Origin of the sequence: Pseudomonas sp. NPDC090233, from assembly GCF_044772285.1 — a bacterium.
Classification (GTDB): Bacteria; Pseudomonadota; Gammaproteobacteria; order Pseudomonadales; family Pseudomonadaceae; genus Aquipseudomonas.
Genome location: NZ_JBIVYQ010000001.1, coordinates 349,159 through 364,395, shown reverse-complemented (window position 1 = coordinate 364,395; position 15,237 = coordinate 349,159). Strand labels below are relative to the sequence as shown.

The following is a 15,237-nucleotide window of genomic DNA, read 5'->3' as shown; positions in this document are numbered from 1 at the left end:
GCCAAGTAGCGGCCGCGCTGAGGCACGGGTTTGTTATTGGAGGGAATGCCGGCATGGTACGCGTCCACATCCCGCCTCACAAGCCACGATGCCTGCTACGTCAGCGCAGCCAGCGATCAACCTTGCAGCGTGGCCATGTCGATCACGAAGCGGTACTTCACATCTCCGGCGATCATGCGCTCGTAGGCCTGGTTGATGTTGCGGATATCGAGCATCTCGATGTCGCAGCGGATGTCGTGCTCGGCGCAGAAGTCCAGCACTTCCTGGGTCTCGGCGATGCCGCCGATCAACGAACCGGCCAGCACCCGGCGCTTCATCACCAGGTTGGCGGCGTGCACGGCCGGGTCGATCGGCTCGATCAGGCCCACCAGAATGTGCACGCCATCGAACTTCAGCGTTTCCAGGTACGGATTGAGGTCGTGCTGCACCGGAATGGTGTCGAGCAAGAAGTCGAAGTGGCCGGCGGCCGCGCGCATCTGCTCGGCATCGGTGGACACGATCACGTGGTCAGCGCCCTGGCGGCGAGCTTCTTCGGCCTTGGCCTGGGAGCGGGTGAACAAGGTCACCTCGGCGCCCAGCGCCTTGGCCAACTTGATGCCCATGTGGCCCAGGCCGCCCATGCCGAGGATGCCGATCTTGTGGCCGGGGCCGACGCCATGGTGCTTGAGTGGCGAGTAGGTGGTAATGCCCGCGCAGAGGATGGGTGCTGCGCTGGGCAGGTCCATGCCGGCCGGGATGCGCACCACGAAGTGTTCGCTGACCACGATGCTGCTGGAATAACCACCCATTGTGTTGCTGCCGTCGACCCGGTCAGGGGTGGCATAGGTCATGGTCGGGCCTTCCAGGCAGTACTGCTCCAGGTCCTTGGCGCAGGCTTCGCAGTGGCGGCAGGAATCGACCATGCAACCGACACCGACCAGGTCGCCGACCTTGTGCGCCGAAACCTTGTCGCCCACCGCCGTGACACGGCCGATGATCTCGTGGCCAGGCATCAGCGGGTACACGGCAATGCCCCACTCGTTGCGGGCCTGGTGGATGTCGGAGTGGCATACGCCGCAGTAGAGGATCTCGATGGCGACATCATCCGGGCGCGGGCTGCGGCGCTCGAAAGTCATGGGGGCCAGCGGGCTGGTGGGGGTTTGGGCGGCGTAACCGATGGCGGTGTACATGCGGGACCTCTTGAATAAGTGAAACGATTCAGGCGGCGCATTCTGCGCGCGCGTGCCTGCCGTGCCCACGGCAGATTCTCCGGTATGCATGCCTGATCCTCCGGACCTTCACTGCTCCATCTAGCGCTGGATTGCCAATCTGCGATGATGCGACTGTCTGATTCTCTGCCCTGGTTCATCATGCAACTGACCCGCCACGTCGACGCCAACGCCCCGCTGTGCACGCTGATCCGCAGCCTGGCCACCCGCCCAGGCTTCGTCCCCACGCACCTGCCCCAGGTGCAGGTATTGAGCTGGGATCACTACGTGGCCAGCAGCCCGCAAATCTACGAACCGAGCCTGATGATCCTGGCCCAGGGCAGCAAGCTTGCGCGCCTGGGGCCGCGGACCCTGGAGTACGGTGCCGGGCATTACCTGGTGCAGGCACTGTCGGTGCCGTTCATGTGCGAGACCTTCGCCACGCCCGATGAACCGCTACTGGGCGTGGCAGTGGACATCGACCGTGGCGTGCTCGGTGAGCTGGTGCAGAACATGGGGTTGGCACCCGACGCAGGAGTTCAGGCGCAGACGCCGCAATCGATGACCTCGGCGGCGCTCGATGGCCCGATGCGCGATGCAGTAGAACGCCTGCTGCATTGCCTGCAGGACCCAGTCGACGCCAAGGTGTTGGGCCCTGCGCGAGTTCGCGAGGTTCTATATACCGCGCTGCGCGGCCCGCAGGCCGGCGTATTGCGGGCGCTGGTCGAACAGCAGGGGCATTTCGCCCGCATCGGCGCCGCCCTCGCCCACCTGCGCGAGCACTACACCGAACCGCTGAACGTGGAGACATTGGCCGCGTGCGCCAACATGAGCGTGTCGACCTTCCACGAACACTTCAAACGTTGTACCGACATGGCGCCGATGCAATACCTCAAGCGCCTGCGCTTGCTCAAGGCGCAACAGATGCTGATTGGCGAAGGGCTTGGCGTGGCGCAGGCGGCGCACCGGGTGGGCTACCAGAGCACTTCGCAGTTCAGCCGCGAGTACAAACGCCAGTTTGCCCGCAGTCCTGGGGATGAGTTGCCGTACCAGAGTTTGCCTGTGTGATTGCTGGGGCTGCTGCGCAGCCCAATCGCGGGGCAAGCCCGCTCCCACAGGTTTTGCGTCAAATCATTTCTTGTGGGAGCGGGCTTGCCCCGCGAATGGGCCGCAAAACGGCCCCAATCACTGCCGCCCGACCATGGCAACGATTGCAGCCTGCAACTCATCCTTGGCCTCTCCCGCCTCCAGCTCCCCCGCAGCCGCCGCCTGCGACAACGCATCAGCCGCCCCCACCAACAGGCGCATCCCCGCTGCGCCAATATCCCCGCTCGGCGCGAAACCGCCCAAAGCCGCCCGGCACTTGTCGAGAAACGGCTGCTCGTAATCACGCTTGATCGCCTCCAATTCCGGCGAACCGGCCAACGCAGCCGACACCCCTGGCATCTCCCGCCCCTGCGTCATCACACAGTCCACATAGGCCTCGGCAATCACCCTGGCACGGCTGGCCAACGTCGCCTCACAACGTCCCAGGGCCTGCTCGAGCATGAGCGACTGGCGCGCGTCGTAATCCTGATAAAGCGCCGCCAGCAACCCGGTGCGCGTCTCGAAATGGTCGTACACCACCGGTTTTGTAACCCCGGCCTGCTCGGCCAGGCGCCCGAGGCTCAAGGCTTCGGTGCCCTCTTCACGCACCAGTTGCCAGGCCACATCGAGTAGCTGGCGGCGGCGTTGCTCACGGGAAAGTCGCTTGCGGGGTTGATCTGGTTGATCGCTTGACATCGATTACCTACCAAAAGTAACTTACTAACCGTAACTTACCTTGAGTATATAGCGCTCAAGGCATCAACGCATCCTTCCCTTAGGAGAATCACCATGCACGCCTTGATCGTCGTCGGTCACCATGACCCACTTTCCCTCACCCACGCCCTCGCCGGGCAACTTGCAGAAGGCTTGGCAAGTGCCGGCCACACCAGTGAAATCGCCGACCTGGCCAGCGAAGGCTTCGACCCGCGCTTCAGCGTCGCCGACCATGCCGTGCACCGCCGCCTCGCTGCGCCACCGGCCGATGTGCTGCGCGAGCAGGCGCGCATCGAACGCGCCGATGCGCTGGTGCTGGTCTATCCGATCTACTGGTGGTCGCTGCCGGCGTTGCTCAAAGGTTGGGTCGAGCGTGTGTTCAGCAATGGCTGGGCTTTCGATTATGAAGGTGGCAAGACGGTCAAGAAACTGCGCGGCATGAAGGTGCACCTGGTCGGCATCGCCGGCGCCGATGCCGGTACCTTTGCACGCCACGGCTATGGCGAGGCCATGCGCGTGCAGATCGAGCATGGCATCTTCGACTACTGCGGCGCCGAAGTACTCAGCTCCACCTTGCTTGAAGACAGCGAAGGTCCTGCCGCGTCGTCGTTGCTTCCGGCCGCCCGTCGAGTGGGCGAACGAATGTTTAACCTCAGCCCGACAACGGCCACTGCGCCAGCGGCCAGTATCGGCCCTTGCGCGATTCATAGAGCGTAAGATGCCGGGCATTGACGATAAAGTCCGGCGCCACGCTCGCTTCCGGTGCCTGACCGCGAAAGTCTCGTGACAAGGTCAGGTGCGGCCTGTATTCACGCCCTTGCTCGGCAAAGCCCATGGGCAACATGGCCTGCTGCAGCCCATAGACCAACTGGCGTAGCGCCGCCGGCGTCTCCTGCGGCTCCAGCACCAGTGCGCTGGCACGCGGCCAAACCTTCAGTTGGTCAAGCAGCAAGCGCAACGGCGTTTCGGGCCGGAGCAGGTTGTCCACCGCTGCGCAGATCGCCGGTACCTGCGCAGTCTCCACATCACCAAGAAACAGCAAGGTCAGGTGGAAATTCTCGCTGGGCACCGGTTTACCACTGCGCAACTCAAGGCCCCGCCGCCACTGGGAAATCGCGCGGCGTTGGGCATCGCCCACGGGCAAGGCGAAAAACAGCCGTTTGAAGGGGGCGCCACTCGGGCGAATATCCTGAACCATGGGCACTCCTGAACCTGAAACGTTTGCGCGGTCTGTAGGCCATTACACCTAAGTCGCCCGGTATTCACGTAACAATATGTACAAACTACCCCGACGATTGTTTATGCTGGCGGGCTTATGCCATGGCGCATGGCCATTTTTCGACAAGTAATCGTCCATGAAAATAGCACTCGTACTGATCTTCGCCCTCTCGATCGCCTATGTTCACCTGCGCGGTCGGGTACGTCACAAGCTGACCCGTCAGCTAGGTGACCACTCCAGCTTCCTGGCTCCGGTCAACAGCTTCCTCTACCTGTTCTCCCGACACCCGGCCAAGCCCTACCTGCCGGTCGAAGCCTTCCCCGAGCTGCAGCCGCTGAAGGACCACTGGCAGGAGATCCGCGAGGAAGCCCAGCAGCTGCTGCATGTGGGCGAAATCAAAAAGTCCGATAACTACGACGACGTCGGCTTCAACTCGTTCTTCAAGACAGGGTGGAAGCGCTTCTACCTGAAGTGGTACGGCGAAAGCCACCCGTCTGCGATGAACCTGTGCCCGCGCACCACCGAACTGCTGCAGGGTATCGGTACGGTCAAGGCGGCGATGTTCGCCACACTGCCGCCAGGTGCCAAGCTGGTGCGTCACCGCGATCCGTATGCTGGCTCCTACCGCTACCACCTGGGCCTGGACACGCCGAACGACGATGGCTGCTACATCGATGTGGATGGCGAGAAGTATTCCTGGCGTGACGGTGAGGCCGTGGTATTCGATGAAACCTACATCCACTACGCTGCCAACACCACCGAGCACAACCGCATCATCCTCTTCTGCGACATCGAGCGCCCGCTGAAGTACCGCTGGGCCACCGCGTTCAACCGCTGGTTTAGCCGCAACGTGATGGCTGCGGCGGCCGCGCCGAACAATGCCAACGACAAGACCGGCGGGATCAACCGCCTGTTCACCCGCATTTACACGATTCGGGAACGTGGCAAGGCACTGAAGAAGCGCAACCGCATGCGTTACTACCTGGAGAAATGGTTGGTGGTGGCGGCGCTGGTGCTGGTGTTCATCTATATCTGAGTGTCAAGGCGTACTTCGCAGATTCGACTAGCCTGAAAGCTCCTGACGCACAACCTATCAAGGTGAAGACGATGAGCATGATGGACTGGGACGCCTACCGTAAGCAGCTAATGGCCGGCATCGGTGATCTCAAGCAGTTGTCCCCCGACACCGTGGCCGGTTACATGACCGCCAGCGGTGCCGGTGCCAAGACCAACCACCTGGACGCCAAGACCCGCGAACTGATTTCCCTGGCCGTGGCCGTCACCACCCGCTGCGACGGCTGCATCGCCGTGCATTCGCAGCAGGCGGTCAAACAAGGCGCCACCCGTGAGGAAATCGCCGAAGCCCTGGGCGTGGCCGTGGCGATGAACGCCGGTGCCGCGCTGGTCTACTCGGCCCGCGCCATGGACGCGGTCGGCAAGGCCAACGGCTGAGCCCAAGCGGCGTCGTTGCCCTTGCGCGACGGCGCCGCGCCACCCAGACTTGGCGGCCTAGCCATAGCAGGTACCGCCATGATCCACATCCGCCCCATGACGCCCGACGACTTCGAGCGTTTCTGGCCGACCTTTCAGGCCATTGTCCAGGCCCGTGAAACCTACGCCTACGACCCCGCCCTGAGCTTCGAACAGGCGCGCCAGCTGTGGCTGGAGCTGCCGCTGCGCACGCTGGTGGCCGAGGACGATGGCGCATTGCTGGGCGCTTATTACCTCAAAGCCAACGCAGCAGGCCCCGGCGCCCATGTGGGCAATTGCGGCTACATGGTGGCCGAGGCCGCCCGTGGCCGTGGCGTGGCCAGGCTGATGTGCGAGCATTCGCAGAAACTTGCACGCCAGGAAGGCTTTCTGGCGCTGCAGTTCAATTCGGTGGTGGCCAGCAATGAAGTGGCTGTGGCGCTGTGGCACAAACTGGGCTTCGAGACCGTGGGCCGCTTGCCCAAGGCTTACCGCCACGCGCGCCTGGGTCTGGTGGACTGCCTGGTGATGTACAAGTGGCTGGCGGACGAGCCGGTGGTGGAAAAACCACCACTGCTGATTGGCCGCAAGAACATCGAGGCACGGGTATCGCGGCGGCGCGGGCGTTAGGGCTATAACCACACAGCGGCTGTGCAACAACCCTAATTGCCCAGGAAGCTGTCCTCGAACGGGTAATGGGTCAACAACTCGTACCCGTTCTCGGTCACCAGCAACTGGTTCTCCAGCTTGATGCCATCGCGCCCGCCGACCTCGCCCACATAGGCCTCGACGCACAACGCCATCCCCGGCTGCAGTTCGCCTTCGTAGCCATAGGACTCAAGGTCTTCGGGGTAACGGATGCAGGGGTATTCATCGCACAGCCCTACCCCATGGAACATCACACCATAGCGCTGCGCCCGGCAGCTTTCCGGCAAGCGATGGCCATTGCGGGTGAGCTCGGTGAAGCGCACGCCAGGTTTGACCATTTCGGCGTTGTGATGGATGTGCTCATGGGCGATGCGATACAACCGCTTCTGCTCCGCTGTAGGTTCCAGGCCCCCGCAGATCCAGCTGCGTGACATGTCCACGCAGAAGCCATAAACGCCAATCAAATCGGTATCGAACGACAGCAGGTCGCCGTCGCTGAGCACGCGCGGACCGGATTCCTGAAACCACGGATTGGTGCGCGGACCGGAACTGAGAATACGCGTTTCAATCCACTCGCCACCGCGGCGGATATTGCCGGAATGCAGTGCGGCCCAGACGTCGTTCTCGGTGGCGCCCGCACGCATGGCCTGGCGCATTTCGGCGATCGAGGCTTCACACGACGCTACCGCGCAGCGCATGGCGAGTATTTCGTCAGGGCCTTTGATCAGGCGGGCGAATTCAGTGACCTCCTGGCCGTTGTGCACCTGCACGCCCAGCGCATCGAGCGCCCGCAACCCGGCGACCTCGATGCGGTCGACGGCCAGGCGGCGGTTGTCGCCGGCATGAGTGCGCAGCAGCTGATCGACCTCAGCACAGAAACGCCTGGCATGCTCGTCGGTACGGTCACCGGTCTCAAAGTAGAAGAACGAAGCGCCACTGCGCAATTCGCTCACCAGCGGCAGGTGCGCGGACAGGTGGTCGCAGCCGTGGAAGTCCCACAGCACCACATGGCCGCTGGCGGCGACGAAGCAGGCGCGGGCCGGGTTGTGGGTGGTCCACAGCTGCATGTTGGTGGTGTCGGTGGCGTAACGGATGTTCAGCGGGTCGAATAGCAGGATGCCGCCAAGGTCTCGGGCGATCAGCTGTTCGCGGATGCGCTGCAGGCGGTACTCACGCATGCTTGGCAGGTGCGGTGCCGGCAGGCCGAGTGCGGCCCATTCGGCGAAGGCCAGCGGCGTGGGGCCGATTTCGGTACGGTCGTTGTCGTCGACCGAACCATCGGCCTTGAGCGCGGCGGCGCGCTGACGGGCCGGGTCGATGCGGCGGGCATGGGCGGGAATCGAGAACGGCGAGGTCATCATGGCTGGCGGTTTTCCCTGGTTTTATTATTGGGGGAACTGCGCTTCGATGCTGCGCCATTGCTGGCCAGCCGGCATCCACGAATTCACCTTTTCACTGCCCGAACGCGACATGCCTCGCCGCACCTGGTAAGGCCTATCCGCGCAATGCAGCCTCGATTGCGGCCACGTCAATCTTGCCCATGTCCATCATTGCATCGAACGCCCGCTTGGCTGCGGCCCGGTCCGGGTCGCCGATGGCTTCGATGAGGACCCGTGGGCAAATCTGCCAGGAGATCCCCCACTTGTCCTTGCACCAGCCACAAACGCTCGCTTCGCCACCATTGCTGACGATGGCGTTCCACAGCTTGTCGGTCTCAGCCTGATCCTCGGTGCTGACCTGGAACGAAAACGCCTCGCTGTGGCTGAACGCCTTGCCGCCATTAAGGCCCACGCAAGGAATGCCCATAACGGTGAACTCTACGGTAATCACATCCCCCGCCTTGCCCGACGGGTAGTCGCTCGGGGCCTGGTGCACCGCGACCACTTTGCTGTCGGGGAAGGTTTTGGCATAGAACGTGGCGGCGTCCTCCGCGTCGTGGTCGAACCACAGGCAGATCGTGTTCTTGGCAGTCATGGCGGGGCTCCATGGACGAGCTGGGAACATTGAGTCTAGCCCCTCGATCCACCCTGGCTGTTGGGGGACATGGCGCTTCGTCGCCTGGATAAAACTGCAGATCGGGCAAGGCTGGAACAAACCAGAAAAGGACTACACATATCAGAGAATTTTCCAGCCTCCACCAACTTCCCATGGCCAACAGACTGGCACGATCATTCCCAGGGTGCGTTATTACCGACTTAACACAGGGAGATCCAGCCTTGTCGGACTTCGAAGCGAAACTGCAGCACCTCACCGCTGTACAGATCGAAGCGCTGTACAGCGAATACATCGGCGGTGAACGAATTGCGCTACTGCTCGAACGCTACGCCATCGACGTGCCCCCCAGTAGCTTGATCAAAGCCTTCCCGCCGGTGCGTTGTGCGAGCTTGAGGTGCCCTTACTGCCAGGCCAGCCTGTATGAGCGACGCAAAAGCAAGACCGCCACCAGCCGCCAGGAACACATGGCTTTCTGCAAAACCTGCGCGCATCGCCATTACTTTCCCGGGCCCTCCCGCTGGCGGCGCGATTGCGCCTGCCAACCATGCCTGGCAGCGCGTCAGCAGGCCGTGCTGGATCAGCGCGCGTTGCAGCGCACGCGCATCAAGGAACACTGGTCGTTGGCCAAGCGGGCCACTCTATCGCTTCAGAGCCTCTCGATCACCCGCAAGCTGCAACTGCTGGCCATGCTCGAAGTACGCATGGATAGCCAAGGCGAGCGTTTGATCCCGGCAGAACAGCCCACCGGGGACGCACGGGTCAGCCCTTCATCGGTCATGGATGCGGCCATTCTGCAGGCGTTGCACGAAGACCTGGTACTGTTGCCCGACCCCGATTCGCCGCAGGATGCCTTCAGCGACGACCCCACACCCAAGGCTTGGCGTGACAAGGTTTACTGGATAGCCAATATCAGCCTGGACGGCCGGCAACGCGCCAACCTGACGTCGCTGCACCGCGCGCTGCACCAGGTATTATCCAGCGGGCCGCAACCGCAATGGCGCGATGAGTTGGCCGAGGCAATCGAGACACTGTCGATCGAGGAGGTCTGCACGTGCATCGCCTCGCGATGTGCCGAGCATGGCCTGCCCTTCGAAGCCAGGAAAAAGGCCGCGGAAGTGGCCACGCAACTGCTCGGCATGCATCCGCTGCGGCATATCCGATCACTGGCCAGCACAGCGGTACGTGGCGCGCTGGCATTCATTGCGCGCAGCCAGGTCACCCGGCTTCATGCCAGCAACACCATACCCGGTAACATGCTGGCAATGGCCGAGCGAGCCGTCAGGGAGCAGTGGCAGTTCAACGCGTCCGGCTATGACAACAACGCGCCGCGATGCAGTCTCAACCACGTGCTGTTCGATGTGACACTGAAACAGGACGGTCACGGTCTTGACCGCAAGATCGCCGAGTACATCAAGCAACTGCCCCGCCCCAAACCAGTTACCTCGGCCAGCACGGGTAAGGAGGTTTGCGCACACTGCGGCTCGACCCTGGTGCATGTGCAGAGCGGCGACAAGGAAACCATCGTCAACTGCAAGGACTGCATGGCGCGCACAAATCAACCCGTTCGCTGAGGTGCTCTAGCCCGCCGCTTGCAACATTCTGCAGACAATTCCTACGCTAAGCAGTGAACCCGCTTACAAAAATGCGGTCTTTCGCTGGCGGTCAATTCACCGACCGGTTCGCCGGCCCTCCAACGACGCCGAGTCTGGAGGGCCTATTTTTCCTGTTGCAGCGAAGACCCAACATGCCTGAATCCCGCCCAGCCTCCCTTGCCCTCCCTGCCCTGCGCGGCAGCCTGATCGCCGCCCTGGTGGCCCTCGCCGCCCCTGTGCATGCCGAAGAGCCGGCCAGTGATGCGCGCTGGGTCAGTGACAGCCTGAGCACCTACGTGCGCAGCGGCCCGACCGACGGCCACCGCATCGTCGGCACCCTCAAGTCGGGGCAGAAGCTGACCCTGGTCGGCAGCCAGGGCAACTACAGCCAGGTGCGCGGGCAGAACGGCGACGTGGTGTGGATCCTCTCCAGCGATCTGCAATCGGTGCCGGGCCAGAATGAACGCCTGCCACAGCTCGATGCGCAAGTGGCCGATTTGTCGGGGCAGCTCAAGAGCATCGACGATAGTTGGAAGAACCGCGTGCAGGGCATGCAGGAAACCCTCGATTCGCGCAAGCAGCTGGTCGATGAACTGGAAGCGCGCAACAAGGCGCTGAACGAACAGCTCGACCAGACCCAGTCGACCTTGCGCGACACCCAGGCGCGTCTGGGCGATGAGAACAAGCAGGTGATGATGCGCTACATGGTTTACGGCGGCAGCATCGCCGGTGCGGGGTTGCTGATGGGGTTGATCCTGCCGGCGTTGACCCGTGGGCGGAAAAAGAACGATCGTTGGTTCTGAGGTTGGCTGTGCCGGCATTTTCGCGACGGTTCGGCGCGAAGAGGCCGGCACTCACACATCGCTACTTGCTACGCGCCTTGTTGTAGATGGTTTTAGCCTGGTCTGCTGCCTTTTGGCAGTTGGTGAAATCCCCCGCATCGCGCGCCTTCTTGGCTTCTTCCCACTTCACCTTGAAGTCATGGGCCATGCCACCGTGCATCGCCTGGCCGCTGGCCTTGTGATCATTCTCCAGCTCATTGATCTTCGCATCGCAGTTTGTCTTCGGATCAGCATGGGCAGCAACACTCAACACAGACGCTAATACCAGCAGGACTATGGATTTCATGGAGCGTTCTCCTGGGAAATCGGAAGGGTCATCGAGATACATTGGCTCGACGCAGCAACCAGCATAGTCGGCCAAGCGTCCCCGCGCCTCGGATCAAGCCGTTGAGCGTCCCACTTCGGCGAGCAGGAAGTCGATGAACACCCGCACCCGCTGCGGCATGTGCCGGGCCTGCGGGTAGATCAGCATGAACGGCCGTGAGGTGCCGCCGTATTCGCCCAGCACCTCCACCAGCTCGCCGCTGGCCAGGGCGTCCTGCACGGTGAAGCGATAGGCCTGCATCAGACCGCCACCATGACGAACCAGCGTTGTGGTGGCGAGAAAGTCGCCCAGGCAGGTGAAGTTGCCTTGCGTCTCGATTTCAACCTCGCGGCCATCCCGGCGAAAACTCCACGGCGGTCGACGGCCCGTACTGGCCAGCTCGAACTGGATGCAGTCATGCTCGGCCAGGTCTTCCGGCACTTGCGGCGTGCCCTTGCGTGCCAGGTAATCAGGGGTAGCCACCACCACCAGCGGGGCATTCTCCAGGCGCCTGGCCACAAGGCGTGAGTCACCAGGCTCGCGGCCGCGTATGGCGAGGTCGAAAGGCTCCTCAGCGAAGTCGACATTTCGATTGCTGACATGCACGTCCACCTGCACCTGCGGATAGCGCTGGCGAAACGTCGGCAGCAACGGCAGCAAGCGGTGATGGGCATAAGGCGTGGGCGCACTGATGCGCAAGCGACCGCTGGGGGCGACCTGCCCGCCCGTGACCTGGCGCTCGGCCTCGACCAATTGCCCGAGTGCCTGGCGACACTGCTGGTAATACGCCTGCCCCGCTTCGGACAGGCGCATCTGCCGGGTGGTGCGCACGAACAGGCGCACACCCAGGCGCTCTTCCAGGCGCGCCACGCTGCGGCTTACCGCAGCCGGCGTGACACCTGCCTCCGTGGCTGCAGCGGTAAAACTGCCGCTGTCGGCGGCCAGGCAGAACAGTTCCAGGCTACCCAGTTGCAAGTCATCGAAATGGCGGGTCATGGCGGCTCTATTGATTACATGATGTATGGATTGAAATGCTATACGGCTCATTTTTCAAGCCTGCGTTGCAGCCTAAAGTGGCTGTCACAACGAGCCGCCGGCTCACTTTTCGGAGAACGCAAGCATGACCCAGCCAAGAACCGTCATCATCACCGGGGCCTCCAGCGGCCTGGGCTTCGCCCTTGCCGAGGCGTTCCTCGATCGTGGCGACAACGTGGTCGGCAATGCCCGCAGCCAGGCACGCCTTGACCAGGCTGCCGCCCGCCTCGGTCAACCCCAACGCTTCATTGGCGTTGCCGGTGACATCGCCGAGGCGGACACCGCCAAGCGGCTGTTCGCCGCCGCCATCGAGAGTTTCGGGAGCGTAAACATCCTGATCAACAACGCCGGGATCTTCATTCCCAAACCGGTCATCGACTACACCGAAGCGGATGTCGACGCACTGGTCGGTACCAATCTCAAGGGCTTCTTCTACCCGGCCCAGGCGGCGGCGCGGATCATGGCCAAGCAAGGCCACGGGCACATCATCGCCATCACCGCGTCCCTCGCCCTGCAGCCGGATACCCGCGTTCCGGCGCTGCTGCCGGTGCTGGTCAAAGGTGGGCTGAACCAGGCGGTGAAAGGCCTGGCCCTGGAACTGGCCGCCAGCGGCGTGCAAGTCAATGCGGTGGCCCCGGGCATCATCGATACCCCGCTGCACAGCGGCAATGTCGAAGGCCTGGGCGCGCTGTCGCCCAGTGGCCGTACCGGCTCGCCGCAGGATGTGGTGGACGCCGTGCTGTACCTGACCGACGCGCGCTTCGTCAGCGGCGTCATCCTGCCGGTCGACGGCGGCAGCACCGCCGGCACCTGGCACTGAGCAGAGGAGCGAACAGCCATGCCTTATGTCCATATTCGCGTGACCGACGAAGGGGTCAGCGCCGAGCACAAACGCCAATTGATCGAAGGCACCACACAGTTGCTGCAGCAGGTGTTGGGCAAGCCGCCGGCCAGCACCTTCGTGGTGATCGAGGAAGTGCCGACGGATAACTGGGGGGTGGGCGGCGAGACAGTGACTGCAGTGAGGCAGCGCGAGCGAGGTTGATTCAGCATGCGACTGTGGGAGCGGCTTTAGCCGCGAACACCGGCAGAGCCGGTGCCATCCACCGCGTCGCTTGCTTCGCGGCTAAAGCCGCTCCCACAGGGTATGCGGCGCACGCAATTGCTCCAGCGCCTCCAGTACAAACCCTGTGGCCCGCTCGGTTTGCCCTTCCCTGCAGGCAATACCGAGCTGCCGCCACAACCCCGGGCGCAGCGGCCGGCGGGCGATGCGTGGGTCCAGCTCGTTTACCTCGCCTTCCTGGGGCAGCAAGGTGGCGCCATAGCCCGCGCCCACCAGGCTCTTGATGGCATCGTTGAAGTTCAATTCGATCCGCGGCTCGGGGTACAACCCGGCCGCTGCGAACCATTCACCGGTCACCCGCGACAGCTGAGTGCTGCTGTCATTGAGGATCAGCGCCCGCTGCCCGAGCCAGGCCGGAGTGACCCTGGCCGGCGGCTGCCAGTCGGCGGGCACGTAGGCGAGGATCGGGTCGCGCCGCCAGGGGGTGAGCTTGATGCCTTTGCCCGCCACCTGCGGCAAGGCCACCAGGCCGATATCCAGGGCACCTTCGCGCAACCGCGCCAGGGACGCCTGGGAGGTCAGCACCTGAACCTGCACATCGATGCCTGGGTGGGCCACGCGCAAGTGCTCCAGCGCCTTGGGCAACAGGTGGGCGATGGCCCCGGTCGAGGCGCCAAGCCGCACCCGGCCGGTCAGGCCTTCGACCTGTCGGCGTACTTCATCCAGCGCCAGGTCGGCATCGGCCAGCAGGCGTCGTGCACGCGTCAACAGGGTTTCGCCGATGGCCGTCGGACGTACCTGATTACGATTGCGGGTGAGCAGCGGTGCGCCAACCCGCGCTTCCAGTTCGGCGATGTGCAGGCTGATGGTCGGCGGCGCCAGATTGAGTTGCCGGGCGGCCTCGGCGAATGAACCCAGGTCGGTGATGACCACCAGGGTGCGGAGGCGGTCGAGGCTGATTTCGCGCATGGGGTGAGTCCAGATGTTTAGGTTCAGAAAATCTGAATAACAGCGTCATGATATTCAAATTTCCTTTACCTAGGCCACAGGCGAGCATAGGCCACCCCCTCTCATTGGATCCCGACCATGCACATCCCTGTTGTCTTCATCGATGGCGACCAAGGCACCACCGGCCTACAGATCCACGCGCGCCTGCACGGCCGCGACGACCTGCGTTTGCTGACCCTGCCCGAGGCCGATCGCAAGGACCCACAACGCCGACGCGAGGCGATCAACAGCGCCGACATCGCCCTGCTTTGCCTGCCCGACGCCGCTGCCCGGGAGGCCGTTGAGGCAATCCATAATCCGGCCGTGCGAGTAATCGATGCCAGTTCCGCACACCGCACCACACCCGGCTGGGTGTATGGCCTGCCGGAGCTGGATGAACGACAGGCTGAGCGTATCGCTCACGCCAAGCGCGTCAGCAACCCAGGCTGCTATCCAACGGGTGCCATCGCCCTGCTGCGCCCGCTGGTCCAGGCAGGCCTGGTGCCCGCCGATTATCCGCTGAGCATCCATGCCATCTCCGGTTATTCCGGTGGTGGCCGTGCGGCCGTCGAGCGGCATGAGCAACCCGGTGCGGAGCAGGCGCCAACCTTGCAGATTTATGGCCTTGAGCTTGCACACAAACATGTGCCGGAGATCCAGCTGCACGCGGGTCTGTCGGCCCGGCCGATGTTCCTGCCCGGCTATGCGGCCTATCGCCAGGGCATCGTTCTGAGCATCCCGTTGCAACTACGCCTGCTGCCAGGCCAGGTCAGCGCCGAACAGCTGCAGGCGTGCCTTGAACGGCACTATCAGGGCGCCCGTCACGTAAAGGTCATGCCACTACATCAGCACGGCCCCGCCACGCCGCTCGACCCCGAGGCGCTGAACGACAGCAACGACCTGCGCCTGGCCCTGTACGCCAACCCCGAGCACGGCCAAGTGCTGCTTACGGCCGTGTTCGACAACCTGGGCAAGGGCGCCTCGGGCGCAGCGGTGCAAAACCTCGACCTGATGCTTGCGGCGATGCAGCCACAAGGCTGACCGCGCAAAAAGGGTTTAGACTGTGCACCCCGCGCCAATCCGGCGCGGGGTGAT

At 63.3% G+C, this 15,237-nt stretch carries 18 protein-coding genes; 10 read left to right on the top strand and 8 right to left on the bottom strand.

Going from position 1 to position 15,237, the window contains the following annotated elements; translation table 11 throughout:
• Positions 1–116: 116 nt before the first annotated feature.
• Positions 117–1,169, bottom strand: a complete 1,053-nt coding sequence (gene calA / locus ACIQUF_RS01950; RefSeq protein WP_403127600.1) for a vanillin reductase — start codon at positions 1,167–1,169, stop codon at positions 117–119.
• A 180-nt stretch (positions 1,170–1,349) separates the two neighbouring features.
• Between calA and ACIQUF_RS01945 the strand changes: the two genes are divergently transcribed.
• Positions 1,350–2,255: an AraC family transcriptional regulator N-terminal domain-containing protein gene (locus tag ACIQUF_RS01945; protein WP_403128864.1), complete on the top strand. Its 906-nt coding sequence runs from the start codon at positions 1,350–1,352 to the stop codon at positions 2,253–2,255.
• A 117-nt stretch (positions 2,256–2,372) separates the two neighbouring features.
• Here the strand turns inward: ACIQUF_RS01945 and ACIQUF_RS01940 are convergent, their stop codons facing one another.
• The gene (locus ACIQUF_RS01940) at positions 2,373–2,969 is read right to left on the bottom strand and encodes a TetR/AcrR family transcriptional regulator (RefSeq protein ID WP_403127598.1); all 597 of its coding nucleotides are present in this window, start codon (positions 2,967–2,969) and stop codon (positions 2,373–2,375) included.
• A gap of 93 nt (positions 2,970–3,062) precedes the next feature.
• On the opposite strand from ACIQUF_RS01940, the gene ACIQUF_RS01935 reads away from it, so the two are divergent.
• A complete protein-coding gene (locus ACIQUF_RS01935; RefSeq protein WP_403127588.1) occupies positions 3,063–3,704 on the top strand; it encodes an NAD(P)H-dependent oxidoreductase in 642 nt (213 codons plus the stop codon).
• Here the strand turns inward: ACIQUF_RS01935 and thpR are convergent.
• Positions 3,640–4,185: an RNA 2',3'-cyclic phosphodiesterase gene (gene thpR, locus ACIQUF_RS01930; protein ID WP_403127585.1), complete on the bottom strand. Its 546-nt coding sequence runs from the start codon at positions 4,183–4,185 to the stop codon at positions 3,640–3,642. The genes ACIQUF_RS01935 and thpR overlap by 65 nt on opposite strands.
• 157 nt (positions 4,186–4,342) lie before the next feature.
• Here thpR and lpxO point away from each other — a divergent pair, with 157 nt between their 5' ends.
• The 3 genes from lpxO (at position 4,343) to ACIQUF_RS01915 (ending at position 6,306) form a co-directional block, all read left to right on the top strand.
• Positions 4,343–5,242 (top strand): lipid A hydroxylase LpxO, encoded by a 900-nt coding sequence (gene lpxO / locus ACIQUF_RS01925; RefSeq protein WP_403127582.1) that lies wholly within the window; start codon positions 4,343–4,345, stop codon positions 5,240–5,242.
• Positions 5,243–5,313: 71 nt separating this feature from the next.
• Positions 5,314–5,658: a carboxymuconolactone decarboxylase family protein gene (locus ACIQUF_RS01920; RefSeq protein WP_400658582.1), complete on the top strand. Its 345-nt coding sequence runs from the start codon at positions 5,314–5,316 to the stop codon at positions 5,656–5,658.
• A 78-nt stretch (positions 5,659–5,736) separates the two neighbouring features.
• Positions 5,737–6,306: a GNAT family N-acetyltransferase gene (locus tag ACIQUF_RS01915; protein WP_403127578.1), complete on the top strand. Its 570-nt coding sequence runs from the start codon at positions 5,737–5,739 to the stop codon at positions 6,304–6,306.
• 32 nt (positions 6,307–6,338) lie between these two features.
• Here ACIQUF_RS01915 and dddP read toward each other — a convergent pair whose 3' ends face one another.
• The gene (gene dddP, locus ACIQUF_RS01910; RefSeq protein WP_403127575.1) at positions 6,339–7,685 is read right to left on the bottom strand and encodes a dimethylsulfonioproprionate lyase DddP; all 1,347 of its coding nucleotides are present in this window, start codon (positions 7,683–7,685) and stop codon (positions 6,339–6,341) included.
• A gap of 133 nt (positions 7,686–7,818) precedes the next feature.
• A complete protein-coding gene (locus ACIQUF_RS01905; protein WP_403127572.1) occupies positions 7,819–8,298 on the bottom strand; it encodes a VOC family protein in 480 nt (159 codons plus the stop codon).
• Between the two features lie 242 nt (positions 8,299–8,540).
• Here ACIQUF_RS01905 and ACIQUF_RS01900 point away from each other — a divergent pair, with 242 nt between their 5' ends.
• On the top strand, positions 8,541–9,890 hold the full coding sequence (locus tag ACIQUF_RS01900; RefSeq protein ID WP_403127569.1) for a hypothetical protein: 1,350 nt from the start codon (positions 8,541–8,543) through the stop codon (positions 9,888–9,890).
• 173 nt (positions 9,891–10,063) lie between these two features.
• On the top strand, positions 10,064–10,714 hold the full coding sequence (locus ACIQUF_RS01895) for a TIGR04211 family SH3 domain-containing protein (RefSeq protein WP_403127565.1): 651 nt from the start codon (positions 10,064–10,066) through the stop codon (positions 10,712–10,714).
• A 61-nt stretch (positions 10,715–10,775) separates the two neighbouring features.
• On the opposite strand, the gene ACIQUF_RS01890 is transcribed toward ACIQUF_RS01895, so the two are convergent.
• A complete protein-coding gene (locus ACIQUF_RS01890; RefSeq protein WP_403127554.1) occupies positions 10,776–11,039 on the bottom strand; it encodes a hypothetical protein in 264 nt (87 codons plus the stop codon).
• 93 nt (positions 11,040–11,132) lie between these two features.
• Positions 11,133–12,053 (bottom strand): LysR family transcriptional regulator, encoded by a 921-nt coding sequence (locus ACIQUF_RS01885; protein WP_403127551.1) that lies wholly within the window; start codon positions 12,051–12,053, stop codon positions 11,133–11,135.
• 124 nt (positions 12,054–12,177) lie between these two features.
• Here ACIQUF_RS01885 and ACIQUF_RS01880 point away from each other — a divergent pair, with 124 nt between their 5' ends.
• The gene (locus ACIQUF_RS01880) at positions 12,178–12,912 is read left to right on the top strand and encodes an SDR family NAD(P)-dependent oxidoreductase (RefSeq protein WP_403127548.1); all 735 of its coding nucleotides are present in this window, start codon (positions 12,178–12,180) and stop codon (positions 12,910–12,912) included.
• Positions 12,913–12,930: 18 nt separating this feature from the next.
• On the top strand, positions 12,931–13,137 hold the full coding sequence (locus tag ACIQUF_RS01875) for a 4-oxalocrotonate tautomerase family protein (RefSeq protein WP_403127545.1): 207 nt from the start codon (positions 12,931–12,933) through the stop codon (positions 13,135–13,137).
• Between the two features lie 81 nt (positions 13,138–13,218).
• On the opposite strand, the gene ACIQUF_RS01870 is transcribed toward ACIQUF_RS01875, so the two are convergent.
• Positions 13,219–14,124, bottom strand: coding sequence for a LysR family transcriptional regulator (locus ACIQUF_RS01870; RefSeq protein WP_403127542.1), 906 nt, complete (start codon positions 14,122–14,124; stop codon positions 13,219–13,221).
• A 117-nt stretch (positions 14,125–14,241) separates the two neighbouring features.
• Between ACIQUF_RS01870 and argC the strand changes: the two genes are divergently transcribed.
• The gene (gene argC, locus ACIQUF_RS01865; RefSeq protein WP_403127539.1) at positions 14,242–15,183 is read left to right on the top strand and encodes an N-acetyl-gamma-glutamyl-phosphate reductase; all 942 of its coding nucleotides are present in this window, start codon (positions 14,242–14,244) and stop codon (positions 15,181–15,183) included.
• Positions 15,184–15,237: the final 54 nt, after the last annotated feature.